General features: G+C 63.6%; 21 protein-coding genes and 2 pseudogenes. 16 read left to right on the top strand and 7 right to left on the bottom strand.

From position 1 onward, the window contains the following. The first annotated feature begins 12 nt into the window (after positions 1-12). The 4 genes from AC5ZFO_RS01365 to AC5ZFO_RS01350 are packed head-to-tail and all read left to right on the top strand — an operon-like array spanning position 13 to position 4,460. Positions 13-1,020 (top strand): ABC transporter ATP-binding protein, encoded by a 1,008-nt coding sequence (locus AC5ZFO_RS01365; RefSeq protein ID WP_282518646.1) that lies wholly within the window; start codon positions 13-15, stop codon positions 1,018-1,020. 40 nt (positions 1,021-1,060) lie between these two features. Continuing rightward, entirely contained in the window at positions 1,061-1,834 is a 774-nt protein-coding gene (locus AC5ZFO_RS01360) for an SDR family NAD(P)-dependent oxidoreductase (protein ID WP_282518645.1), read from the top strand. Between the two features lie 38 nt (positions 1,835-1,872). Then, the gene (locus tag AC5ZFO_RS01355) at positions 1,873-3,519 is read left to right on the top strand and encodes an FGGY-family carbohydrate kinase (protein WP_282518644.1); all 1,647 of its coding nucleotides are present in this window, start codon (positions 1,873-1,875) and stop codon (positions 3,517-3,519) included. 5 nt (positions 3,520-3,524) lie between these two features. Next, positions 3,525-4,460 carry a carbohydrate kinase family protein gene (locus tag AC5ZFO_RS01350; protein WP_282518643.1) on the top strand — a complete coding sequence of 312 codons (936 nt, stop codon included), beginning with the start codon at positions 3,525-3,527 and terminating at the stop codon, positions 4,458-4,460. Positions 4,461-4,472: 12 nt separating this feature from the next. Here AC5ZFO_RS01350 and AC5ZFO_RS01345 read toward each other — a convergent pair whose 3' ends face one another. Then, entirely contained in the window at positions 4,473-5,360 is an 888-nt protein-coding gene (locus tag AC5ZFO_RS01345) for a LysR family transcriptional regulator (protein ID WP_282518642.1), read from the bottom strand. 127 nt (positions 5,361-5,487) lie between these two features. Here AC5ZFO_RS01345 and AC5ZFO_RS01340 point away from each other — a divergent pair, with 127 nt between their 5' ends. The 7 genes and pseudogenes from AC5ZFO_RS01340 to AC5ZFO_RS01310 all read left to right on the top strand — a co-directional run bounded on the left by AC5ZFO_RS01340 (position 5,488) and on the right by AC5ZFO_RS01310 (position 14,304). Beyond that, the gene (locus AC5ZFO_RS01340; protein WP_282518961.1) at positions 5,488-6,909 is read left to right on the top strand and encodes an amidase; all 1,422 of its coding nucleotides are present in this window, start codon (positions 5,488-5,490) and stop codon (positions 6,907-6,909) included. 84 nt (positions 6,910-6,993) lie between these two features. Next, positions 6,994-7,944 carry an ABC transporter permease gene (locus AC5ZFO_RS01335; protein WP_282518641.1) on the top strand — a complete coding sequence of 317 codons (951 nt, stop codon included), beginning with the start codon at positions 6,994-6,996 and terminating at the stop codon, positions 7,942-7,944. Continuing rightward, positions 7,941-8,834 carry an ABC transporter permease gene (locus AC5ZFO_RS01330; protein ID WP_282518640.1) on the top strand — a complete coding sequence of 298 codons (894 nt, stop codon included), beginning with the start codon at positions 7,941-7,943 and terminating at the stop codon, positions 8,832-8,834. The genes AC5ZFO_RS01335 and AC5ZFO_RS01330 overlap by 4 nt, the downstream gene beginning before the upstream one ends. Positions 8,835-8,836: 2 nt before the next feature. After that, complete coding sequence (locus tag AC5ZFO_RS01325; protein ID WP_282518639.1) at positions 8,837-9,850, top strand: ABC transporter ATP-binding protein; 1,014 nt, start codon at positions 8,837-8,839, stop codon at positions 9,848-9,850. Further along, on the top strand, positions 9,847-10,851 hold the full coding sequence (locus tag AC5ZFO_RS01320) for an ABC transporter ATP-binding protein (RefSeq protein ID WP_282518638.1): 1,005 nt from the start codon (positions 9,847-9,849) through the stop codon (positions 10,849-10,851). The genes AC5ZFO_RS01325 and AC5ZFO_RS01320 overlap by 4 nt, the downstream gene beginning before the upstream one ends. A 53-nt stretch (positions 10,852-10,904) precedes the next feature. Then, complete coding sequence (locus tag AC5ZFO_RS01315; RefSeq protein WP_282518637.1) at positions 10,905-12,398, top strand: ABC transporter substrate-binding protein; 1,494 nt, start codon at positions 10,905-10,907, stop codon at positions 12,396-12,398. A gap of 448 nt (positions 12,399-12,846) precedes the next feature. Beyond that, a pseudogene (locus tag AC5ZFO_RS01310) lies at positions 12,847-14,304 on the top strand (amidase family protein). A gap of 18 nt (positions 14,305-14,322) precedes the next feature. Here AC5ZFO_RS01310 and AC5ZFO_RS01305 read toward each other — a convergent pair. Together AC5ZFO_RS01305 and AC5ZFO_RS01300 are read right to left on the bottom strand one after the other, a co-directional pair. Beyond that, positions 14,323-15,408, bottom strand: coding sequence for an acyltransferase family protein (locus AC5ZFO_RS01305; RefSeq protein ID WP_496121119.1), 1,086 nt, complete (start codon positions 15,406-15,408; stop codon positions 14,323-14,325). Between the two features lie 419 nt (positions 15,409-15,827). Continuing rightward, on the bottom strand, positions 15,828-16,745 hold the full coding sequence (locus AC5ZFO_RS01300) for an alpha/beta hydrolase family protein (RefSeq protein ID WP_282518635.1): 918 nt from the start codon (positions 16,743-16,745) through the stop codon (positions 15,828-15,830). A gap of 213 nt (positions 16,746-16,958) precedes the next feature. Between AC5ZFO_RS01300 and AC5ZFO_RS01295 the strand changes: the two are divergent. Next, positions 16,959-17,121 (top strand): annotated as a pseudogene (locus tag AC5ZFO_RS01295) (IS5/IS1182 family transposase); the annotation flags it as partial. On the opposite strand, the gene AC5ZFO_RS01290 reads toward AC5ZFO_RS01295, so the two are convergent. Then, positions 17,118-17,366, bottom strand: coding sequence for a LysR substrate-binding domain-containing protein (locus tag AC5ZFO_RS01290; RefSeq protein WP_282518634.1), 249 nt, complete (start codon positions 17,364-17,366; stop codon positions 17,118-17,120). The pseudogene AC5ZFO_RS01295 and the gene AC5ZFO_RS01290 sit on opposite strands and share 4 nt — an antisense overlap. Before the next feature lie 95 nt (positions 17,367-17,461). On the opposite strand from AC5ZFO_RS01290, the gene AC5ZFO_RS01285 reads away from it, so the two are divergent. Further along, positions 17,462-18,409: an ABC transporter substrate-binding protein gene (locus tag AC5ZFO_RS01285; protein ID WP_496121116.1), complete on the top strand. Its 948-nt coding sequence runs from the start codon at positions 17,462-17,464 to the stop codon at positions 18,407-18,409. A 35-nt stretch (positions 18,410-18,444) separates the two neighbouring features. On the opposite strand, the gene AC5ZFO_RS01280 is transcribed toward AC5ZFO_RS01285, so the two are convergent. Then, a complete protein-coding gene (locus AC5ZFO_RS01280; RefSeq protein ID WP_282518960.1) occupies positions 18,445-18,681 on the bottom strand; it encodes a DUF1127 domain-containing protein in 237 nt (78 codons plus the stop codon). 857 nt (positions 18,682-19,538) lie between these two features. On the opposite strand from AC5ZFO_RS01280, the gene AC5ZFO_RS01275 reads away from it, so the two are divergent. Further along, entirely contained in the window at positions 19,539-20,717 is a 1,179-nt protein-coding gene (locus tag AC5ZFO_RS01275; protein WP_496121114.1) for a glycosyltransferase, read from the top strand. A gap of 57 nt (positions 20,718-20,774) precedes the next feature. Here the strand turns inward: AC5ZFO_RS01275 and AC5ZFO_RS01270 are convergent, their stop codons facing one another. Both AC5ZFO_RS01270 and AC5ZFO_RS01265 read right to left on the bottom strand, forming a co-directional pair. After that, complete coding sequence (locus AC5ZFO_RS01270; RefSeq protein WP_282518631.1) at positions 20,775-21,416, bottom strand: alpha/beta hydrolase; 642 nt, start codon at positions 21,414-21,416, stop codon at positions 20,775-20,777. Continuing rightward, entirely contained in the window at positions 21,413-22,351 is a 939-nt protein-coding gene (locus AC5ZFO_RS01265) for a ring-cleaving dioxygenase (RefSeq protein ID WP_282518630.1), read from the bottom strand. Before AC5ZFO_RS01265 ends, AC5ZFO_RS01270 begins: the two co-directional genes overlap by 4 nt. Before the next feature lie 129 nt (positions 22,352-22,480). Between AC5ZFO_RS01265 and AC5ZFO_RS01260 the strand changes: the two genes are divergently transcribed. Both AC5ZFO_RS01260 and AC5ZFO_RS01255 read left to right on the top strand, forming a co-directional pair. Beyond that, positions 22,481-23,377, top strand: coding sequence for a LysR family transcriptional regulator (locus AC5ZFO_RS01260; protein ID WP_282518629.1), 897 nt, complete (start codon positions 22,481-22,483; stop codon positions 23,375-23,377). A gap of 65 nt (positions 23,378-23,442) precedes the next feature. Next, on the top strand, positions 23,443-24,255 hold the full coding sequence (locus AC5ZFO_RS01255; protein ID WP_282518628.1) for a hypothetical protein: 813 nt from the start codon (positions 23,443-23,445) through the stop codon (positions 24,253-24,255). The last annotated feature ends 19 nt before the right edge of the window (positions 24,256-24,274 follow it).

Here is a 24,274-nt window from a genome sequence, read left to right as displayed (position 1 = left end):
GGCTGGCGGATCATGGGTCAGATCACACTTCAGGACGTACAGAAATCCTTCGGTCCTGTGCACATCATCAAGGGTGCCGACCTCGAGATCGCCGACGGCTCCTTCGTGGTGTTCGTAGGTCCCTCGGGCTGCGGCAAGACCACGCTGCTGCGGCTGATCGCCGGGCTCGAAGACGTCTCAGGCGGCAAGATCCTGATCGACGGCAAGAACGTCGTCGACACGCCGCCGGCCAAGCGCGGGCTGTCGATGGTGTTTCAGTCCTATGCGCTCTATCCGCACATGAGCGTCCGCGGCAACATCGGCTTCGGCCTGAAGATGGCAGGCCTTTCCAAGGACGAGACCAACCGCAAGGTCGAGGCAGCGGCCGCGACACTGAACCTCACACCCTATCTCGATCGCAAGCCGCGCGAGCTCTCCGGCGGCCAGCGCCAGCGCGTCGCGATCGGCCGCGCCATCGTCCGCGAGCCCAAGGCATTCCTGTTCGACGAGCCGCTGTCCAACCTGGATGCGGCCTTGCGCGTGCAGATGCGGATAGAAGTCACGCGGCTCCAGAAGCAGCTCGGCACCACTGCGATCTACGTCACCCACGATCAGGTCGAGGCCATGACCATGGCCGACAAGATCGTCGTGCTGAACGGCGGCAAGATCGAGCAATATGGCTCGCCGCTGGAGCTCTATGAGCGACCCGCCAATCTCTTCGTCGCCGGCTTCATCGGCTCGCCGAAGATGAACTTCGTCACTGGCGAGCACGCCTTGCAGAAGGGCGCGGCGACGATCGGCGTGCGGCCGGAGCATCTCAAGATCGAGCGCGACGGCGCCGGCGGCTGGCAGGGAACGATCGCGGTCGCCGAGCATCTGGGCAGCGACACCTTCCTGTATGTCGATGCCGGACCGCTCGGCATGCTGACGGCGCGCTACATCGGCGAATTGAGCCTGCATGCCGGCGACCGCGTGTCGCTGGTGCCGGATCCCGCGCGCATCCATCGCTTCGACGAGAGCGGCAACGCGCTTCGGGGCTGACAAGAAACGGCAAGAGACGGCAAGAGACGGAAAGACCACCATGTATCTCGAAAAATTCAAGCTGAGCGGCAAGACCGCGTTCATCACCGGCGGCGGGCAAGGCATTGGCCTCGCCTGCGCGGAAGCGCTGGCCGAAGCCGGCGCGAAGGTCATCATCGGCGATCGCGACAGCAAGGTCGCCGGCGATGCCAAGGCCAGCCTGAAGGCGAAGGGTTTTGACATCGAGACTGCGATCATGGACGTCACCGATACCAAGCGCGTGGCTGAGGTCGCCAACGACCTCGTCGCCCGCCACGGCAAGGTCGACATCCTCGTCAACAATGCGGGCATTGCCCGCAGCGAGACGCCGGCCGAGACCGTCACCGACGAGCACTGGCTCAACGTCATCGACGTCAATCTCAACGGCACCTTCTGGTGCTGCCGCGAATTCGGCAAGCACATGCTCAACGCCAAGAGCGGCGCCATCGTCAATGTCGGCTCGATGTCCGGCTTCATCGTCAACAAGCCGCAGGAGCAGTGCTTCTACAACGCCTCCAAGGCCGGCGTGCATCATCTGACCAAGTCGCTGGCCGCCGAATGGGGGGCGCGGGGCATCCGCGTCAACGCGGTGGCCCCGACCTATATCGACACGCCGCTCAATGCCTTCGTGAAGAGCACCCCGCGAATGTACGACGCCTGGATCGGCGGAACCCCGATGGGGCGGATGGGGCAGGTCGAGGAGATCGCCTCGGTCGTTTTGTTCCTGGCCTCCGAAGCGGCGAGCTTGATGACCGGCAGCATCGTGCTGGTGGATGGCGGCTACACTTGCTGGTAGGCTACCGTCAAAACTGACGAGAGCTTCCGGGAGCGACAATGCCGCGAGCGTATATCGGCGTCGACGTGGGGACCACGAGCACGCGGGCCGGGGTGTTTGACGAGGCGGGCACACTGCTCGCGACCGCCAAGCATCCGATTCGGATCTGGCACGAGGCCGGCGATATCGTCGAGCAGTCGTCGGAGGATATCTGGCAGGCCTGTGTCAAATCGGTGCGGGCGGCGATGGCAGAAGCCGCCATCGCGCCCGACAGCGTCGGCGGCATCGGCTTTGATGCGACCTGTTCCCTCGTGGTGCTCGATCCCAGGGGCGAGCCCGTCACGGTCAGCGCCTCCGGCGACAGGCAGCGCAATGTCATCGTCTGGATGGATCACCGCGCCATTGCGGAAGCGCGTCTCATCAACGAGACCGCGGACGATGTGCTGCGCTATGTCGGCGGCTCGATCTCGCCCGAGATGGAAATGCCGAAGCTCCTTTGGCTGAAACGTCATTTGCGCGCGAGCTTCGATGCTGCCGGACATTTCTTCGACCTCGCAGACTATCTGACCTGGCGCGCCACCGGATCGCTGCAGCGCTCGACCTGTACGGTGACCTGCAAATGGAACTATCTCGCGCATGATGGTGGCGGCTGGAGCGCGCCTTTCTTTGAGCGCATCGGCCTCGCCGACTTCGTCAGCGAAAAATACACCCGCATCGGCACCGAAATCGTCGCGCCCGGGACGCGGCTTGGCACCGGTCTCACCAGCGCCGCCGCCGCCGATCTCGGCCTGACCGCGGGCACGCCGGTCGGGGCGTCCCTGATCGACGCCCATGCCGGCGGCATCGGCGCCATCGGTGGCCGTGACGGATCGGGTGGAACGAGCGACGTCACCGATCGTCTCGCCTACATCATGGGCACGTCGGCCTGCATCATGGCGACGACCAAGGAGCCGTGCTTCGTGCCAGGCGTCTGGGGGCCTTATTACTCCGGTATGGTACCTGATTTCTGGCTCAACGAGGGTGGCCAGTCCGCTGCGGGCGCCGCGATCGACCATCTCCTCAAGTCGCATCCCGGCCACGCGGAAGCGAGCGCCGCGGCGAAAAGCGAGGGTGTCGACCTCATCGAGTTCCTCGAGCGCCGCATCATTGCGCGCGCCGGCGATGCCAGCCGCGCCGCGCTGCTGGCGCGCGACGTCCACGTGCTCCCCGAATTTATCGGTAACCGCTCGCCCTATGCCGACCCTGACACTCGCGCGGTGATCGCGGGCCTCGATCTCGACACCGATGTCAGTTCGATGGAGCGGTTGTTCATCGCCGGCCTCTGCGGGCTGGCCTATGGCCTTGCGGAAGTGATCGAAGCCTTTGCCGCGCATGGCGTCCATGCCGGCATCATGATCATGGGCGGCGGCGCCAGCCGCAGTCCGCTGGTGCGGCAGATCATGGCCGACACCACGGGCCTCACCGTCGCGCTGCCGCAGACCAAGGAGCCGGTGCTGCTGGGTGCCGCGATGCTGGGCGCCGTCGCCGGCGGCGCCTATGCCTCGATCGGCGAGACCATGGCCAAGATGTCGGCGCTGGGCCGCAAGAGCGAGCCGACCGCGCCCGACATGGCCGCGTTTCACAGCAGGAAGCGCGAAGTGTACAAGCTGCTGCGCGAGGTCGATCGCGGCAGCCGCGCGGCGATGCGCGAGGGTGCCGGAGGTTGAAACGGATGTTGATTGCCTGCGGCGATGCGCTGATCGATTTCGTCCCGACGCAAAACACCGAGGGGCGCGAGGCGGTGATGCCTGCGGTCGGCGGCTCCTGCCTCAACGTCGCGATCGGCATGGCGCGGCTCGGCGCGCCGACCGGCTTCGTCGGTGGTATCTCGACCGACATGTTCGGGCGTATGATCGCCGATCACGCCGCCGCGTCGAACGTCGAGTTGGGGCTGGCCACCCGCGGCGATCACCAGACCACGCTCGCCTTCGTGCGCATCGTGGCGGGCGAGTCGCATTATGCGTTCTATGACGCGGAGACCGCGACACGGAACTGGACCTACCGGCGTGGCACAATTCCGTTCGCGACGGTCGAGGCCATCCATGTCGGATCGACCACGCTGGTGAACGACCAGGGCGCGGCCGAGACGAAAGCCCTGATCGCGGACGCGCGCGCGACGTCGACGATCTCCTTTGATCCGAACTGCAGGCCCAATCTGGTCAAGGACAAGCCCGCCTATCTCGCGCGCATGACGGAGTTCGCAAGGACCGCCGATCTCATCAAGATGTCGGATGTCGACTTCGCGTATCTCTTCGGCGAGGAGCCATATCAGCAACGCGCGAACGCGTTGCTGGGGCAGGGCACGAGCCTCATCGTCATCACCCGCGGCAACCATGGCGCCATCGCCTGGCACGCGGGAGCAGGGCAGATCGAAGTGCCGGCACCGAAGGTCGAGATCGCCGACACCATTGGGGCCGGCGACAGCTTTCAGGCGGCGCTGCTGTTCGCCCTGCACAAGCAGGGCCGCATCGGCCGGCAGCAGCTGAAAGACATCGGCACGGACGAGCTTCGCCGCGCGCTGTCCTTTGCCGCCAACTGCGCCGGCCTGACCTGTACCCGCCCGGGCGCCGATCCGCCCTGGAGCCATGAAGTCACGTGGGGCGTCTAGCGCGGCTCCGCATCAAAGCCGTGCCACCACCTTCTCGGCGCATTTGAGGAAGGTGCGGATCAGCGGGCTTTGCGAATCCCGCCGCCAGCACACCGCGATATCGATGGAGTCGCTCGCCTCCCGCAGCGGCCGGAACACGATGCCCTGCGGCGCGCCGAGCTTCGCGCAGGCCGGCAGGATCGCAAGCCCTTCACCGGCGAGGACGAGGCTCATCGCCGAATGGACCGTCTCCACCCGGCTCGCGATCGGCATCACGATCTGATGCCGCCGCAGCAAGGCTGCGACCGCGGAGGAGGCAGGGTCTTGCTCCGGCGGCGGCAGCGCGATCAGCGGGCGGCCCTGGAGTCGCGCCATCGGCACGGCGCTTAGGCGCGCAAGCGGTGAGCGATTCGGCATCGCCAGCATGAACGGCTGCGCGCCGATCCGCGCCACCTGGATCTCGGGATGGTGGATCGCCGGCATGCACAGCGCGACGGTGACGCTGCGGTCGAGCAGCCGCGCCTCGCGCGTCGAGGCGCTGAGCTCGGCGAAGTCGAGGTCGACGCCGGGAATGGATCGCCGCAGCTCGGGGATCAGGCGCGGCAGCATGGCGTTCGCCAGCACGAACATGTATCCGACGGAAATCCGCCCGCGGCTCCCGGCCGCGACCGCGCGCGCGGCTTCGATGCCGTCGGCGGCCAGCGCCAGTGCTTCGCCGGCGCGCACCAGCAGGGCCTGGCCCGCTTCCGTCAGGTCCATGCCGCGCGTGCCGCGGCGGAACAGCGGCGCGCCGACCTCGGCTTCAAGCTTGCGGATCTGGACGGAGAGGGGAGGCTGTGCCATCCGCAGCCGTTCGGCGGCCTTGCCGACGCTGCGCGCCTCGGCCACGGCGACGAAGTAACGGAGCCGGCGAAGATCCATTGGCATACCGAAAACGTATGGGTTGGCGTCCAAAAACGTATTGGACGGCGAGTTAACAAAACTGTCATTCTCGATGTCAATGCAATGGCTGGGCCAACGGGGGCCGGCTTCGGAGCGTGATGTGACGATGAACGGCGATCCCTGCCTGCTATCTGCAACCGAACTGCGCGGCCTCATTGCCACGAAGAAGATTTCGCCTGTCGAAGTCACCCACGCCGTGCTCGCGCGAGCCGAGGCGCTTCAGCCCGAGCTGAACTGTTTCATCACGCTCTGCGGCGACGAGGCGATGGCGGCGGCCCGCGCGGCCGAGCGCAAGGTGATGGCGGGCGATCCGCTCGGCCTGCTGCATGGCCTTCCCGTCACCGTCAAGGACATCGTCAACACTGGGGGCGTGAAGACCACGTTCGGCGCCGTTCCCTACAAGGACAATGTGCCGAGCGAGGATGCTGTCGCGGTCGCAAAGCTCCGCGCGGAAGGCGCGATCCTGATCGGCAAGACCACGACCCCCGAATTTGGCAGCAAATGCCTGACCGACTCGCCCTTGTTCGGCCGCACCCGCAATGCGTGGGACGCGCGGCGCTCCTCCGGCGGCTCCAGCGGCGGCGCGGCGGTGGCGGTGGCGAGCGGCATCGCGCCGCTGGCGATTGCGACCGATGGCGGTGGCTCGACGCGGATTCCGGCCGCCTGCAATGGCGTGGTCGGGCTGAAGCAGAGCAACGGCGTGATAGCGCACAGCCAGGCGCTCGACGCCTTCGGCAACCAGACCTATGTCACGCCGACCACGCGCACCGTCGCCGATACCGCGCTGATGATGCAGGCGATGGCCGGCGAGGACTCATGCGATCCATGGTCGATCGGCGTGCCCGTGCCCGATTTCATCGGCACCGCCGCGCCGCGCGGCGATCTGCGCGGGCAAAAGATCCTATTCTGTGCGTCGCCGCCCGGCCGCCCGGTGTCGTCAGATGTCGCGGCCAGCTTCAAGGCGAGCCTCGAGCGGCTGGCCGGTTTCGGTGCCGAGCTCGAGGAGTTCTCCGGCGAGGGCTTTGACATCGAGCCGATCTGGCGTGCCATCAACCACACCGTCTGGCGCACGCGTTTCGCCAAGCTGGTGGCCGAGCATGGCGACGTCCTCAGCGAGGCCTTCGTCAAGCAGGTCGCGCTCGCGACCAATGTCAGCGGCGTCGCCTATCAGGAGGCGATGTTCGCGCGCACCGCGCTGTTCCGCCGCGTGCAATCCCTGCTTGCGCGCGGGCATCTTTTGGCGATGCCGACCCTCACCCGCACCGCGCTGCCGATCGACCAGGACCTGTTCGGCACCATCGAGATCGACGGCAAGCACTTCGACAGCGTCCGGCCGCACTGGTTCCCCTGGACCATGCCGTTCAACATGACCGGGCACCCCGCGATCAGTCTTCCCTGCGGCTTCGGCCGCGACGGCCTGCCGATCGGGCTTCAGCTCGTCGGGCGCTTTCGTGCCGATGCCGAATTGCTGCGCGTGAGCGCGCTGTTCGAGGCCTCGCACGATCTTCTGTCCCGCCGGCCCGGCTGAGGTGAGGCACATGCCGCAAAGGACTTGCCTCCGGCGCCCGGACATGTTGATCGTGCGGCGGATGAGCCCTGAAGCCGAGCGCGCATGAGCGTATTCTTTCTTCGACGTCTGTTGACCTTGCTGGCGACGCTGGTCGGCGCATCCGTGATCATTTTCCTGGTGCTGGACGCTCTTCCGGGCAACGCGGCGCAGATGCTGATGGGCGCCGATGCCTCGGCCGACGCGGTGCGCGCGCTCACCGTCAAGCTGGGGCTGGATCAGCCGCTGGCGGTTCGCTATCTGCAATGGATCAAGGGCCTCCTCGTCGGCGATCTCGGCAACAGCTATGTCTATGGCACGCCGGTCGCGAGCCTGATCGCGGAGCGGCTGGTGCTGACTATCCCGCTCGCGATCATGTCGATGCTGATCACGGTGACGCTGGCGCTCTCGGCCGGCATCTACACCGCGGCCAACCACAACAAGCTCGGCGACGTCGGCGTGATGTCGTTGACGCAGGTGGGCATCGCGCTGCCGAACTTCTGGTTCGCGATCCTCCTTGTCCTCCTGTTCTCGGTGCGGCTGCAATGGCTCTCGGCGGGCGGCTTTCCCGGCTGGGAGGATGGCATCTGGCTCGGCATCAAGTCGCTGCTGCTGCCGGCGGTCTCGCTCGCGGTGGTGCAGGCCGCGATCCTTGCGCGCGTCACGCGCTCGGCTGTGCTCGAAGTGCTGCGAGAAGACTTTGTCCGCACCGCGCGCGCGAAGGGTCTCGGCAAGCGCGAGGTGCTGTGGAGCCATGTGCTGCGCAACGCCATGATCCCCGTAATGACGGTGATGGGGCTGCAATTCGCCAATTTGCTCGCCGGCACCATCGTGATCGAGAACGTGTTCTACCTGCCGGGCCTCGGCCGCCTGATCTTCCAGTCGATCGCCAACCGCGACCTGATCGTGGTGCGCAATTGCGTGATGCTGCTGGCGGCCATGGTCGTCATCGTGAATTTCGTGGTCGACGTGCTCTACGCCTTCATCGATCCCCGCATCAAGGTCCAGGATTTGTGAGCGCACCACTGACCACTTCGGTCGACGCCCCGATCGTAACGCGTCCGCTGCCGGCCCGCACCTTCTGGGCCCGCGCGCTGCGTCACCGCAGCTTTGTGCTCGGCGGCGCGCTGAGCCTGCTGGTCCTCGCCTCGGCGCTGTTGTCGCTGGTGTGGACGCCGTGGTCGCCCTACGAGATCGACATCGCCTCGAAGCTCCGGCCGCCGTCGGCGGCACACTGGCTCGGCACCGATTCCTTCGGCCGCGACATCGTCTCGCTGCTGCTCGCCGGCGCGCGCTCGACCATTCTGGTCGGCATCATCGCCGTGAGCATCGGTCTCACCTTCGGTGTCTGCCTCGGCCTGGTCGCGTCGGCCAAGCGCGGCTGGACCGAAGAGATCATCATGCGTTTCTCCGATTTCACCTTCGCCTTTCCGGCGGTGCTCTCCGCGATCATGCTCGCCGCGGTCGTCGGGCCGGGCATGGTGACCTCGATCATCGCGATCGGCATTTTCCAGATCCCGACGCTGACCCGGCTGACACGCGGCTCGGCCAACGCGATCTGGGCGCGCGAATTCGTGCTGGCGGCGCGCGCCTCGGGCAAGGGCAAATTCCGCATCACCATCGAGCATGTGCTGCCCAACATCCTGTCGATCCTGATCGTGCAAGTCACCATCCAGTTCGCGCTCGCGATCCTTGCCGAAGCCGCGCTGTCCTATCTCGGTCTCGGCACGCAGCCGCCGCAGCCGTCCTGGGGCCGCATGCTGAACGATGCGCAGACGCTGCTGTTCCAGTCGCCGATGCTTGCGGTCTATCCGGGTGCGGCGATCGCCATCGCCGTGCTCGGGCTCAATCTGCTCGGCGACGGACTGCGCGATCTGCTCGATCCGCGACTGGCGCGGGAGCGATGACGATGGGGGAGCGCTCAACCCTGCCGCTGATCGAGGTCGCCAATCTCGGCGTGCGCCTCAACACCAGCCGCGGACCGGCACAGGCCGTGCGCGGCGTCAGCTTCACCCTCAAGCGCGGCGAGACGCTGGGTCTCGTCGGCGAATCCGGCTGCGGCAAGTCGGTGACGGCGCTGTCGCTGATGGGCCTCTTGCCGGACAGTGCTGTCGTGACCGGCAGCATCAGGCTTGATGGCAGCGAGCTCGCCGGTCTGTCGGATGCGGATTATTGCAAGCTGCGCGGCAACCGCATCAGCATGATCTTCCAGGAGCCGATGACGGCGCTCAACCCGATGCACACGATCGGCCATCAGGTTGCCGAGCCGCTGCGGCGTCACAAGAAATATTCGGCGGCACAGGCGCGCAAAGAAGCGATCGCCTTGCTCGACCGCGTCGGATTGCCCGATCCCGCAAGGCGGATCGACGCCTATCCGCATCAGTTCTCCGGCGGTCAGCGCCAGCGCGTCACCATCGCGATGGCGCTCGCCTGCGAGCCCGACCTGCTGATCGCGGACGAGCCGACCACGGCGCTCGATGTCACCATCCAGGGCCAGATCCTCGACCTCATCGCCGATCTCGTCGAGGAGCGCGGCATGTCGATGATCCTGATCTCGCACGATCTCGGCGTCATCGCCGAGAACGTGCAACGCATGATGGTGATGTATGGCGGCACGGTCGTCGAGAGCGGGCCGACCGACGAGGTGTTCCGCCGGATGGGCCATCCCTATACGCAGGGCCTGTTCCGCGCCCGGCCGAAGCTCGGCGCGCGCAAGGGGACGCGGCTGACGACGATCTCGGGCACGGTGCCCGAGCTTGCGGACTTGCCTGCCGGCTGCACGTTCGGCGATCGCTGTCCGCTGGTCGAGGACAAGTGCCGCGTGGCGCTGCTGGCGCTGGTCGAAGTCGGTCCCGGTCACGGGGTGCGCTGTGTGCGCACCGATGTCTCCATGGCCGCGAATGTCGGAGCGCTGCCCGCATGACCGCAGCGCCGCTTCTCGACGTCAAGAATCTCGAGCAGCGCTACACGCTGCCGCGTGAAAGCCTGTTCCGCCCGCCGGGCCAGGTGCGCGCGCTCAACGGCGTCAGCGTGCGGGTCGATGCCGGCAAGAGCCTCGGTATCGTCGGCGAGTCCGGTTCGGGCAAGTCGACCTTCGCGCGGGTGGTGATGGCGCTGGAGCGGCCGACATCGGGGCAGGTCGCGCTGCTCGGGCGCGATCTCAACCACATCTCGGCCGACGAGCTGCGTCGCGCGCGCCGCGATTTCCAGATGGTGTTCCAGGATCCCTACGGTTCGCTCGATCCGCGCCAGACCGTCGCGCGCATCGTCGCCGAGCCGCTGACCGTATTAGACGACGCCGACCGCACCACGTTCCGCGAACGTGTCGCCACCGTGCTGCGCCAGGTCGGCCTGCGCGACGCCGACATGGACAAATATCCGCACGAATTTTCGGGCGGCCAGCGCCAGCGCATCGCGATCGCGCGCGCGCTGATCACCCAGCCGAAGCTCATCGTCGCCGACGAGCCCGTTTCGGCGCTCGACGTCTCCGTTCAGGCGCAGGTGCTCAATTTGATGCAGGACCTCCAGGAGCAGTTCGGCCTGAGCTACATCCTGATCAGCCACGACCTCGCCGTGGTCGACTATCTCTGCGACGAGGTCGCGGTGATGTATCTCGGCCGGATCGTCGAGCAGGGCAGGCCGGAGGACCTGTTCGAGCGCTGTGCCCATCCCTATACGCGGGCGCTATTGGATGCCGTGCCGCGGGCGCGCGCCGGCGGGGGCCGGCGGCGGCGCGGGGCCCAGGCGATCGCCTCGCAATCGGCGGCGGCGAGCGGATGTCCCTATGTCGCGCGCTGTTCGCTTGCCGACCAGCATTGCCGCCAGGCCCTGCCTGAGCTACGCAAGGTCGGCGAAGCCCATCTCGCCGCCTGCCACAAGGCGGAGGCGGTGATGGCATTGCCGCACGCGGCCATGGAGGTTTAGTGTTCCCATGGAATTGGCGTAGGCTGAGACAAGAGAAGGCCGGGGAGTTACGCATGCTCAAGAAATTATCGATCGTCGCATTTGCCGCTGCGCTTGTCGCAGCACCGCTGCCGGTGCTGGCGCAGAGCAAGAAGGACAGCGTCGTCATGGGCATGACGCTGGAGCCGCCGGGGCTCGATCCCACCAACGCCGCAGCCGCCGCGATCGCCGAGGTCACGCTCTACAACATCTATGAGACCCTGACCAAGATCAACGAGGACGGCACCGCTTCGCCGCTGCTGGCGGAGAGTTGGACCGCTTCGCCCGACCTGAAGAGCTACACCTTCAAGCTGCGCAAGGGCGTCAAATTTCACAATGGCGAGCCGTTCGATTCCGCCGCGGTGAAGTTCTCGTTCGAGCGCAACGCAGTGCCGACCAGCACCAACAAGGACAAGAGCCTGTTCCAGGGCTTCGAGTCCGTTGCCACGCCCGACGCCGACACGGTCGCGATCACCCTGAAGAATTCCGAGCCGAACCTGCCATTCCTGCTGGGGCAGGCGAGCGCCTCGATCGTCGAGCCGAAGAGCGCGCCGACCAATGTGACGCAGCCGGTCGGGACCGGGCCCTACCAACTCGGCGCCTGGGCCAAGGGCTCCTCGATCACGCTGAACAAATGGACGGACTATCGCAATGCCGCGGCGATCAAGCTTGCGAAGGTGACGATCCGCTTCATTTCCGATCCGGCAGCGCAGGCCGCGGCGCTACTCTCGGGCGACGTGGACGCCTTTCCGCGCATCGCGACCCGCGTCGTTGCTCAATTCAAGGCCGACCCGCGCTTCACGGTGCTGATTGGCGGTTCCAAGGCCAAGACCATTGTCGCCATCAATGAGCGAAAGAAGCCGCTCGATGACGTCCGCGTTCGCCGCGCCATTCTCGCTGCGATCGACCGCAAGGCATTGATCGACGGTGCCGTCGAGGGGTTCGGCACGCCGATCGGCAGCTTCTACACGCCGGGATCGCTCGGCTATGTCGATACCACCGGCATCAACCCCTACGATCCCGAGAAGGCCAAGAAGCTGCTCGCCGAGGCCGGCGTCACCGCGCCGCTCGAGCTGTCGCTGAAGCTGCCGCCGCCGCCCTATGCGCGGCAAGGCGGCGAGATTGTCGCGGCCCAGCTTGCCAAGGTCGGCATCGTCGCCAAGATCGAGAACGTCGAATGGGCACAGTGGCTGTCGCAGGTGTTCGCCGGCAACGGCCCGCACAATTTCGACCTCACCATCGTCAGCCATGTCGAGCCGTTCGACCTCGTCAAGATCACCGAGCCGGACTACTATCTCGGCTACAACAACGACGCGTTCAACGCGCTCTACAAGCAGATCGTGTCGACGCCGGATGAGGCCGGCCGCGCCAAACTTCTCGGCGACGCCCAGCGCATGCTGGCGACCGATGCAGTCTCCGCCTACCTGTTCCAGCCGCAATGGCCCACTGTCATCAGCAAGAAGCTGAAGGGCGTCTGGAAGGAAGTCCCGCAGTTCGAGAACGACTTCTCGACCTGGTCCTGGGAGTAGGGACGCGTCGTCAAGTCGAGCCCGTCGCGTCAACGTTGACCTCTCCCCATCGGGGGAGAGGTCAAATTTTTTAGGCGACCCAAAACAAAAACCTGAAAAACAACCCCATGCACAGTAGCCGGGATTAAGCATTTCAATGGCTTGCGCGACCCGCTCAATGGCTTGCGTAGCCATGCGATGCGGTTGACCCGTCGGGCAAAACACCGGCAATATACAACCATCGCGGCGTCATGGTTCGGGACGCGCCGTCAGGCGAGGCACGCCATGAAGAAGCCATCCCGCCGCGATGCCGACATCGCCGCGGCTGTCGTCAGCGCTGACGCACCGATCACACTGAAGCTCGACAATGCGACGATGAGCGATATCGCTCATGCGCTGGCCAGCGGGCAGGTCACTGCCGCGTCGCTGACCAAATCCTATCTCGCGCGCATCGAGGCGTACGATCGCGGTGGGCCCGCGCTCAACTCCGTGCGCGCGATCAATCCCGACGCGCCTCACGATAGCGAGCAAGTTCGACGACGCCAAACCGTCGGCCAAGCGGCCGCTGGCCGGCATCCCGATCCTGGTGAAGGACAACATCGCGACCGGCGACGAGCAGCCGACGACGGCGGGCTCGCTGGCGCTGGAGGGCGCGCGCGCCAGGAGAGACGCGACAATCGTCAAGCTGCTGCGAAAGGCCGGCGCGGTGATCCTCGGCAAGGCGAACCTGACGGAGTTCGCCAACATTCTCGCGGCCGACATGCCCGCGGGATATTCCTCGCTCGGCGGTCAGGTGAAGAACCCCTATGCGCCGGCGCTGATCGATGATCGCGGCATTCCGGTCGTGCCACCGGGCGGATCAAGCGCTGGCTCGGCCGTCGCCGTAGCGGCCGGCCTGTGCGCAGCCTCGATCGGCACCGAGACGTCGGGCTCGCTGCTGTATCCCGCGAGCCAAAATGGCCTCGTCACCGTGAAGCCGACCGTCGGACTGGTCAGCCGGGCCGGGATCGTGCCGATCGCGCACAGCCAGGACACTGCAGGACCGATCACGCGTACGGTACGCGACGCGGCGATGCTGCTGAACGTGCTGGCTGCCCAGGACCCGCTCGACCCGGCGACGGAGCGGTAGCGGCGGCCGGCCGATTACACTGCCGATCTCACCAACGACGCGATGAGGGGCGCACGCATCGGCGTGCCGAGCGAGCCCGGCGATCCGCTCAACGATCGCTATTACGGCAAGCTGCCGCCTAGGTCGGCAAAGGTGATGGCCGATGCCATCAAGGTGCTAGAGGATCTTGGCGCGATCATCGTGCGCGCCAACATGCCGACACTCGGCTGGATCGGCGGGCCGGGTACGAACATGAACGTGCTCAACCGCAATCCTCTGAGTCGCAACCGGGGTAATCTGGCGACGCCGCCGATCGTCTTCCTCTACGAGCTGAAGCACGATCTCAATCTTTACCTGAAGGATTGGGCGACCAACACCGACATCAAAACCATGGCCGACATCGTGGCCTTCAACGAGGCTCATGCGGAGACGGCGCTGCGGTTCGGCCAGGACCTGTTTCTCGCCGCCAACATGACCAGAGGCGATCTCAGCGAGCGCGAGTATAAATCGGCGCGGGCCATGGACCTGCTCTCCGCCAAGACGCGCGGCATGGATGCCTACATGAACCAGCACAAGATCGACGCGGTGCTGTTTCCCGGCGCCGATGGCTGTGTGATCGCCGCGAAGGCAGGCTATCCCAGCGTCATGGTGCCCGGAGGATTCATCTCGGGCGCCGACGGCAAGGATACGCCCGATTATCCGCTTGGCATCACCTTCGCAGGCCGTGCCTGGAGTGAGCACAAGCTGCTGCGTCTGGCCTACGCCTATGAGCAGGCCACCAACATGCGTAAACCGCCGCCCGGCTTGCCCGCGCTTTAGATTTCGCCGGGCGATGGATCAGGATTTCTGGTCGGCTGTGTTGGCCAATTCAAACGCCGCTTCGGCCGTGATCGCTGGTATGGGCTGCTTGTTGGCCCGGTTTTCGCCGGCGAGGCGATGGCGAAGGCGATCCAGTGGCCTCTCAAGACCGACGACGATAAAACAAGACACCAACAAGCTTGTCGCGACCACGACAGCATAATTGTTGCTCAGAAACTGAATGATCGGAAAATGCACGAGATAGATCGGATATGAGAGATCGCCGACAAACCGATCGATGCTCACGTCCTTGAAGGCTGCGAAGGCTACCGGAACGACCGCCGCGGCCATTGCAGCCGCAACGAAGCCGTACTGTTCCGGCACGTTCAGAACAAAATGCTGTCCGAGCACGATCAACCCGGCGATTGCGACGAGCGCGACGGCCCTGGATCTCGAGAACGGAAGCATTTCGATCTGGTTGAACAATCGGAAGCTGAGCATTCCGAGCACAAATAGGGGAAGCTCGAATGGAAAGAAGCGATAGTACCAGGGATCGTGATCCAATCCGGCGCCATACGCTGCAAGTCTCGCTCCGGTGAGCATGAGAGCGATCGCACCCAGGCGGAAGCTGCTCAGCCGGGCCAGGAACGGAGCCATCAGGTAAAAATACAGCTCCAATGCCAGCGTCCACGATGGGCGCACAACCAGGTACGAGGACAGTTGAGGGGCAGTGGAGTGGAAATTCGCGGTAAAGAACAGCTCGCCGCGATCCACTCCGAGGAACAGCAAGGTGTCCTGAAGAAAGATCAGTATGCTGGATGCGAACACCAGAATGGCGGGCTGCCACCCCAGGCTGGCAATCTGGTGGAAATCATTCACGGGCCAGAGCGCGAGAGCAAGCGCAGCCACGAGCCAGTATGTCGGAAAAATTCGAACGGCTCGACTGAGATAGAATGCTCCTGCGGACGCGTAGCGCTGCGACAGGACCATCTGCATGTAGAATCCGGAGACAACAAAGAAGACTTCGACCGCCATGATCCCCGTGGTGAGACGAAGCCAGGGGAATGGCGGCAGCACGTGGTCGCCGACAACGGCCAGTGCCAGGAGTAATCGCAGGAGGCCCATCGATTCACGCGATCAGGCGCGGCACGACGTCAGGTATGATGGAAGAATTGCGATAAGAATCCGGCTCAGCCGGAACACGGGCAGGGAGATGATTTCGTCGTCTGGCCTCGCTCCTCCCGAGCGATCGTGACGGCATACAACAGAAGCTCGGCGCCATTTGCGGCCACTCCCTGCGTTACGGGAATGTACGTGCCATAACAACTATTAATAGAGTCACAACATCAGCGTGTGATTTGGCGTCACTCTCGCAGACCGTGCCTGGAGCGAACACAAGCTGCTGCGTCTGGCCTACGCCGGCTAGTCCAGGGCGCGCACTCATAAACCGTCGATGATGTCGGTTTCTCCCCGACACCCGATTGATGGAGCAGCAAAGGACCAAGAAGCGGACACACCAGGGTGTCCAGTCGCCAATCAAGGCTCTATAGATTCGCCCGAAAAAATTCGGCGACCGAAGAATTCAGCCGAACATGAAACTGCTCGCGGTCGAAACCCGGTGGATCATTGCAGACGATAGGTTCCTGGCCAGCAACGCCAGCGGGGCAAACTCTGATAAAAGAGAAGTGCTGTGAGTTTTCGATTTTATTGAGGGTGTGTGGCACCTTAAGCGCTGCATTGATTGTCTCAATAGCCTTGTGATCGACACCGTCAAATCCTGTCTCGGAGGCCCACAGCTGTACAGGCACCGTGACGTCGGAGAAGCTCTCGGCAGTGAAAAAGATAGTCATAGGATCGACAATCGTCGCAGCCTTAATCCGACGGTCATGCATCATCGGCAAATTGGAAAATTGCGGCCCACGTAGTTCACCACAAATCTTATCCGTCCGCCCTTCGCACATCGGCAGTCCGGCCAAAAAATTAGGCCTTGCCCCAACGGTTACGAGCCCTGTGTAGCCACCACGTGAGAAACCAAAGATACCGATCCTGTTAGGGTCAACCGTCGCGAACCACGGGTCTACTGTGATCATGTGATCGATCACTCGCGAGACATCTTTCGGGCGCTGAAGGTAGATCGACAGTTCCCCGATCCTGCTTTTGTCGGAGGCCGTATCGCCGGGATGATTGAGCGACGCTACGACAAAGCCCTCATCTGCTAAATGTTCGGCTGTGTCACTGTTTCCGACGAATGAGCCGCCTCGTCCATGAGTCATGACGACGAGCGGCAATTTGTGCCCGCGGACCGCGCCGTCCTTGGCCCCCCTCAAAATGAATGCGTCGAATTTGATCGGCGAAGGCGGATCGTTGCTGGGATACCAGACGGCAACCTTAATCGCAGGGCCGCTGCCGTCGGCCGGAACATCGACCATCTTCAGCCCAGCCGCTGCTGCGGGTGCGGTCATGGCGAGGGCCGCGGAAAGGCAGATGAACCGGACTGTTTGCATGTCGCCGCCCTAGATGCGTTCGCGAGGCGGTTTATTGAATACGCGCGCAGATGGCCAGCGATCGGGCTAATGCGATGATTAATGAGCAGTCGCAGTACTGTGAGACTGCTTGAGTTCTGGTTGGGTCATTTCGACAGTTTCATCGGGGATTATCGGCAGCGCCATGAAGTAGGGCGCTGGGCCAACCTCCCGCCGAAAAGCAATCGCAGCAATCCGATCCGCTTCAGCCCCTATCTTTCGCAACCAGTTCGAGCGGCTCTTCAACAGGATGATCAAACAATGTCGTCGGGCAACGACGCGCTACGACAGGCTCGCCGCCAACTACCTTGCCTAGACCGGCGTGGTGAACATCGGTATGTCCGGCAGCACGACATTCAATCGTCCGGCGGCAAGCTCGTCCTCGATGGCGATGCGCATGAACTGCGCGATGCCAACGCCTTTTATGACCGCCTCAATCAACGACTGGGCATCGTCGCTATCGAAGGGGCCATTGGGGATGACCCGAGTGCCGTCCGCAAAAGTAAATGCTTGCGGCCGGCCAAGCGCCGTTTTTGACCCGATGCGGACATTGCGTCGCACGGTTAGGGCGGGCTGCCAGCCCTTTTCTCGCTCGGCTCCCGGTTGAAAGATGCTAGGCTGTATGCCTCAGTCGGGCGCTTCAAACGAGTAACTCAATGAGGCGGCGCGAGTTCATCACGCTCGTCGGCGTTGCCGCGGTTAAGGGCCCGAGCCCGGCGCGGGCGGAGCTGACGAGAAAGCTACCCATCATCGGATTCTTGGGCCCGGCCTGGTCGGCCCAAGATTTCGAGGATCGGTTGCGCGAACTCGGTTGGATCGCGGGGCGGACCGTTGCGATCGAGTATCGCTCTGCGGAGGGACATACCGAACGCTCCAACGAAATTGCGACCGAGTTCGTCCGACTCAAGGTGAATGTCATCGTCACGGTGGGAGGATCTCCGACCCTCGCGGTAAAACGTGCGACATCGCTCATCCCAATTGTCTCCATTTCTGGCGACCCTGTTGGCAGCGACCTCGTCGCAAGTTTGGCCCGACCGGACGGCAATGCGACCGGCCTAGCGCTCAACCCCATCAGTCTTGCCGGCAAGCGCCTCGAGCTGTTGCGCGAGGTTGTCCCAGGTTTCCGCCGCTTGTCCGTTATGGTCAATGCCAATAGCCCCGGTTTCAAAAACAGAATGGATGAGGTGCAGGCGGCGGCCTCCGCGCTCGGCCTCAAGGCGACGATATTGGAAATCCGGCGCGCAGAGGACGTTGCATCGGCTTTCGAGGCCCTCAGGGACCGTGCGGACGCACTCTATGCCGTCGGCGTCCCACTCACCTTCGCCATTGCGACCCGAGCGCTGACCGCGCGAATTCCAACGATGTTTGAATACCGAGAGTTCGTCGATGCGGGCGGGCTGATGTCCTACGGCGTGGACGCAACCCACCTATGGCGGCTTGCCGCGACCTTTGTCGACAGGATTTTGCGCGGGGCGAAGCCGGCCGACTTGCCAGTCCAACAGCCGACCAAGTTCGACCTCGTCATCAATCTGAAGACCGCCAGGGCACTCGGTCTGAAAGTACCGGAGTCATTTCTGTTACGCGCCGACGAGGTGGTTGAATGAGCGGGGCTGCCGGGCAGCCACCAAGGGAGCGCCGCTCATCCGACCGATCGTATGCCTCGCGGGTCAGTGTCTCGGTTCAAGGCCACGTAATCGATCTCGCCATAGGTAATCCCGATATCCTTCAGCTCCTGATCACTCAGGCTACAAAGATCACGCCGCAGCCGCTCCCATTTCCGCCACTCTTGAAAAGCGTTCCAGCAATTCTTGAGAACGCTGACATGGCGTCGCTGAGAGTCTGTCGTCTGGACCAAGCCCGTTGTCTGATAAATCATGCTCATCGCAGCATCCTCGGGCACCTTGTTTCCACCCTGACAAGCTGCCAAAATCTGGCCCAGCGCGCTTGATCTGCTGCTTACATTTTCCTTACGGACTGCTTATTCTTTATTTTCCGGGTGTTGCCGGGCCTGACCGGAGACCGTCCAAGGCTGTGCTGCACCGGCCAAACTATCTCAACGCACAATTCATTCTGGCGGCATGCCACGCAATGTCTGGAAGGGTCGAGGAAGCCCGGATGATCGGTGCGCGCCTGATGGAAGCGAGGCCGGCTCTGCGCGTCTCCACACTCGTTCCAAAGCTCGCTCGATTTTACAGGCCGGAACACCTCGAAAGGATAGCGCGAGCTTGCCCCATCATGGGTCTAGCCCCATGAGTGCGTGCGGTTGTCAGGAAAGACTAGTCTCATTCCAATTCCCATCAAGCGCGCAGTATGAAATGGCCACTTGTGGCTTAGCGGACCAATCCGCATTCTGAACAGTTGGACCGCTTTTGCCGCTTAGCGGACCTGGCCTTCAGCTCAAATGTTCGCTTTGGCCCATAAGCGGCCATCCTCTCCTTACAGCCGTAACCATCTCCCTCCAGAGGAGACATCGTTCGGTAGCGCGCGCCGCTCCATTCTTGGCGTGGCTCGCGCGGACACAAGCGCGGCCAAGCATCTGTCCGGAAGCCTGCATTGGGTTGCGCAGGATGGATTGCGACAGCGAATTCGCAACCGCGACGAAAGGGTTCTCCGATGTCCTATAATTTTCTGCTGGCGTCGTGGGGGACCCTTGGGAATTTGAGCCCGCTGCTGACTGCGGCGCGGAGGTTGCACCGGAATGGACATCATATCTGGGTGATGGCGGATCCGGCGATGCGCGCTGAAGTCGAGGCCTCCGGCTTTGCATTTATAGCATGGCGCCGCGCCCCGACCGGAAAGGCTGCGGATCCGGTGGACGTCTCGGATGTACAAGACTTTCTACGCCAGGCCATCTTTGATCCTGCCGCGCTCTATGCGGCCGATGTCCGGGATGAAATCGGCCGTATGCCGACGGATGCCGTTCTTTTGCTTGACGTGCTGTTTGGCGCTGCGCTCGGGGCGGAGGCGTCAGGCGTGCCTTTCGCTCTTCTGTCCCCTCATGTCAGCATTCGGCCCCTGCCGGGAATGCCGCCGGCTATCAGCGGATTGGGTCAACCGAAAACGCCGCAAGAGCGCGCCGATGTCGACGCCGCCAATGCCAGGCTGGCCGAAACACTCAATGTGTTTCTGCCCAGTCTCAACCGCGCGCGTGCCGATCTGGGTCTTCCGCCTCTCGCAGATGTCTTCGATCTGTTCGATCGGGCCAACCGGCTTTTGCTCGCGACCAGTCGGGCGTTCGACTTTCAAGCTGACTCGCTGCCCGAGAATTTCCGCTATGTCGGACCGCTGCTCGATGTGCCGAACTGGTCAAAGTCTCGGCAGACGGAGGCGTGGCGAGCGCCATGGTCGGCTCCGTCGGGGCGTCCTCGCGGGCTGATCGCATGCAGCACGGGCGCGCAAGGTCAGCGCGAGCTGTTTCAGCGCATTATCACAGCGATGGAAGCGGTCGAGATCGATGCCCTTGCAACAGCCGGTCCCAATGTCGACGTCGCCGACCTCAGGGCTCCGAACAATGTGCATCTGGTCCGCGGCGCTCCCCATGACCTCGTCATGAAGGATGTTTCCGTGGTGATCTCGCAAGGCGGCCACGGAACGACCACGCGTTCACTCATCAACGGACTGCCGCAGCTCATCCTGCCGATGGGGCGGGACCAGGCCGCCAACGCCGCGCGCGTCGAAGCGAAGGGGGCAGGGCTTCAATTGCCTCCAACCGCCTCCGAAGCGGAAATTGCCGCGGCGGTGAACCGATTGATCGCGGAGCCGCAATTCAGGATGGCGGCCCGTCTGCTCGGCGAGGCCATGAAAGTCGATATCGATCGGTCCGGCCTCGTCGACGAGATGGAGGCGATCGCCGCCACTGGCCGCGCGGCGAGACAGCAACCGAAGAAACAACCGCTTCGAAAATCCGCCTGACGGATCGCAACGCGAATGGGCGGCGCACCGTTAGTGAACGATGCGCCGCTCGTTGGTTCATGCCGCTTTGGCGTCGACGCTGCCGATCCAGTTGCGGGCCAGCGTGACGTCGGCCTGCGACAATTGATGGCCCGCCGGCAACACCTTGTGGTCGACGCGCGCTCCGGCTTCCGACAACAGCGCCGCAAGCTTTGCCGAATTGCTCGCCGGCACGATCGGATCGGCCTGCCCGGACAGCAGCAAAATGGGCTTGCCGCCAAGCTCCGGCATTAGCAGATCGGTTTTGGGCGGATCCGACAGCGGCACCATTGCGCGCAGCAGGATCGCGCCTGCCAGGACGTCCGGCTTCAGCAGCAACAGCGCGGCTGCGATGTTGGCGCCGTTGGAGAAGCCGACCGCGACCGGAGCGGCGATGCCGTATTGCTTGCGCGCATCGGCGACGAAGTCGCCGAGCTCCAGCGCGCGCCGGCGCACGTCGTCCTCGTCGAACACGCCCTCCGCGAGACGGCGGAAGAAGCGCGGCATGCCGTGCTCGAGCACGCGGCCGCGCGGCGAGAGCAGCGCGGAGCCGGGCGAGATCATCTTGCCGAGCCCGAGCAGATCGTTCTCGTCACCACCGGTGCCATGCAGCAGCAGCAGAGGAGGGGAGCCCGCGTTGGTCGCGGGCTCGAAACGATGGATGAATGTGCTCTCGGTCATGACGCGCTTTCTTCCAGGCTCGGCAGAACATTTTCGATCTGCTTGCGCTGCGCTTCGAGGAAACTCGGCAGCTTCAGATCACGTCCCAGCGTCGCGACGGGTTCGTCGACGGCGAAGCCGGGGATATCGGTCGCGATCTCGAACAGCACGCCGCCGGGCTCGCGGAAGTAGATCGAGCGGAAATAGTTGCGGTCCCTCTGCTCGGTCGGGTGCAGGCCGTGATTGCTCACGAGCTTTTGCGCCATCCGGCCCTGCTCGGCGTCATCGGCCGCGCGGAAGGCGATGTGATGGACGGAGCCGCCGCCCTGATGCCCGCGCAAAAAGCCCTTGGCCTCGTAGATGTCGACGACGCTGCCTTCGGCATCGCCCGGCGCCTTGAAGCGGATCACCGAACCTTCGCGCCCGGTCTCCTTGAAGCCGAACACATCGGTGAGCACGGCCGCCGTCTTCGCCGCGCTGTCGAGCAGCAAGGTCACACCGTGGAAGCCGCGGATCGCGTGCTCGGCCGGCACGTCGCCATTGCTCCAGCCGGGCTCGTTCTCGGCGCCGGGGACACCCACAAGCGCGAGCGCCATGCCGTCAGGGTCGGTGAACGGCAGCACGGACTCGCCGAAGCGCTTCTCCAGCGCCTCATAGGCAATGCCCTTCTCGGTGAAACGCTGCGTCCAGTAGCCGAGCGAGTGCTGCGGCACGCGGAAGGCGGTCTGATGCGTCTCGCCGACGCCGCGGCGGCCGGCCGGCACGCCGGCCCAGGGGAAGAAGGTCAGGATGGTGCCGGGGCGGCCGGTCTCGTCGCCGTAATAGAAATGATAAGTGCCGGGATCGTCGAAATTGACCGTCTTCTTGACGAAGCGCAGGCCGAGATCCCGGGTGTAGAAGCCAAAATTGCGGATGGGGTCGCCGGCGATCGCGGTGACGTGGTGCAGTCCAGACATTGTCGTCCTCCAGAATTCGGGGAGCGGTCTTGCTCTGGGTGGAAATATCGTTCCGCTTTGGATTGGAGACAATCCATGCAAATATGACGTCTATGTCTACGATTTGGAAACAATCGCCGGGGCCGGCCCTTGGATAAAGTCGCCAGCCTCCGGGCCTTCGTGAAGGTGGTCGAAAGCGGCAGTTTTGCCGAGGCGGGCCGCCAGTTGCGGCTGTCGCGCTCGGCGATCAGCAAATACATCGCCGACCTCGAGGAGAGCCTCGGCGTCCAGCTCCTGAACCGCACCACCCGGCACGCGAGCCCGACCGAGAACGGCCAACGTTATTTCGAGCGCGCGGTCGTGATCCTCTCGGAGATCGAGGCCGCCGACCAGGCGGTGACGCAGGCCCAGTCGGCGCCGCGCGGCCTGTTGCGGGTCAACGCGCCGATGTCGTTCGGCACGATGCGGCTAGGTCCTGTGCTGGCCGATTTCATGGCGCGCTATGGCGAGCTCCAGCTCCAGATCGTGCTCAGCGACGATCTGCTCGATCCCGTGCAGGACGGCTTTGACGTGACCTTGCGGATCGCGGAATTGGAATCCTCGAGTTTGATCGCGCGAAAAATCATGCCGGTGGCGCGCATGATCTGCGCCTCGCCCGATTATCTCGCGCGTCACGGCACGCCAAAGCATCCGCAGGATCTGCGCGAGCATGTCTCGCTCACCTACGGCTTCCTGCTGACCGGCAATCAATGGAAGCTCACCGGTACCGACGGCGATCACTGGATCCAGCCGGCCTGGTCGCTCTGCGTCAACAATGCCGAAGTGCTGCGCGACGCCGCGATCAAGGGCAGGGGGCTGGCGCTGCTCCCGGAGTTCATCGCCGCCGACGCGTTGAAGAAGGGCGAGCTGCGGACGGTGCTGGACAATTATTCCGCACCGCCGCTTGCGCTCTATGCGGTCTATCCGCCGACGCGGCATTTGTCGGTGAAGGTGCGGCTGTTCATTGATTTTCTGGTGGAGCGGTTTGGGCGTGAGGAAAAGACCTAAAGATTTCAGTACTGCCCAGTCGCCCGCCCCATGCTAGCTTGGCTTAGTCAGTTTTAGGGGGCGGGATGAAGGGTGGGGTTATCTATACTTACAACGACTTCGAGCAGATCGTTGGGTCATTGATGGTGAGCGAGACTTCCCCCCGTATGATGGGCGTTCTGTTTGCTCAAGAAGGCCAGAAGTTGACCAAAGATGTCTTGGAGCCAGCCTTCAAATATCTAAATCGGCGCTCGGGAGCAGACTTCCACCTCATTTTAGCTGGATGGGAAAACCGCTCCGACAACTATAGCTACACGGACGAGGACTTTCTGCGAGCCGTTGAAATCTTCGAGGCAAATTCGAAATTCAAATACCGGGGGCGGCCAGTGCTCTTGCTGTTCGCCGCTCGTGCGGGAGTGAGCAACCAAGTCAAGCTCTCTGCGGATGCATCGAGGGAAACCACTGATTCGTACGCAGACCTTTCGAGCGTGATGCAAATTCAGCTCGACGTATTGAGTGACAAGGCGATACGCGAGCCAGCCATAGTTGTAATCGAAAATGCGATAGCCTTTGCCAAAAAATACGAGGGTGATGATCCTGTTCGCGCTTACGGTGTCAGGGGTATCTTCCGCGCGGTTGCGGATGGCATAGTTGAGGGATTGACTGCCCTGCTACCGAAAGCGGTAAAGGATAAGATCGACTATATCCGCGAGCATTCGGTGACCGACATCTCGAACATTGAACACAAGGTCAAAGTGAAGTTGATTTCAGAGCGCGAGGAAACCAAAGACCTCGTTCCAATCGAGCGCAAAGATCGCTTGCTCCGCTATGGAGATGCAAATTTGCTGCCTCCGAAGAAAGCGCGCTCCGTTGAGTCTGAAGGACACGATGAAGCATGATGAGCACCTATCCATGAAT

The organism is Bradyrhizobium sp. Unk1 (genome assembly GCF_059512345.1).
Note: the sequence above shows the minus strand (reverse complement) of the source record. Positions and strands in the feature narration are given on the sequence as shown.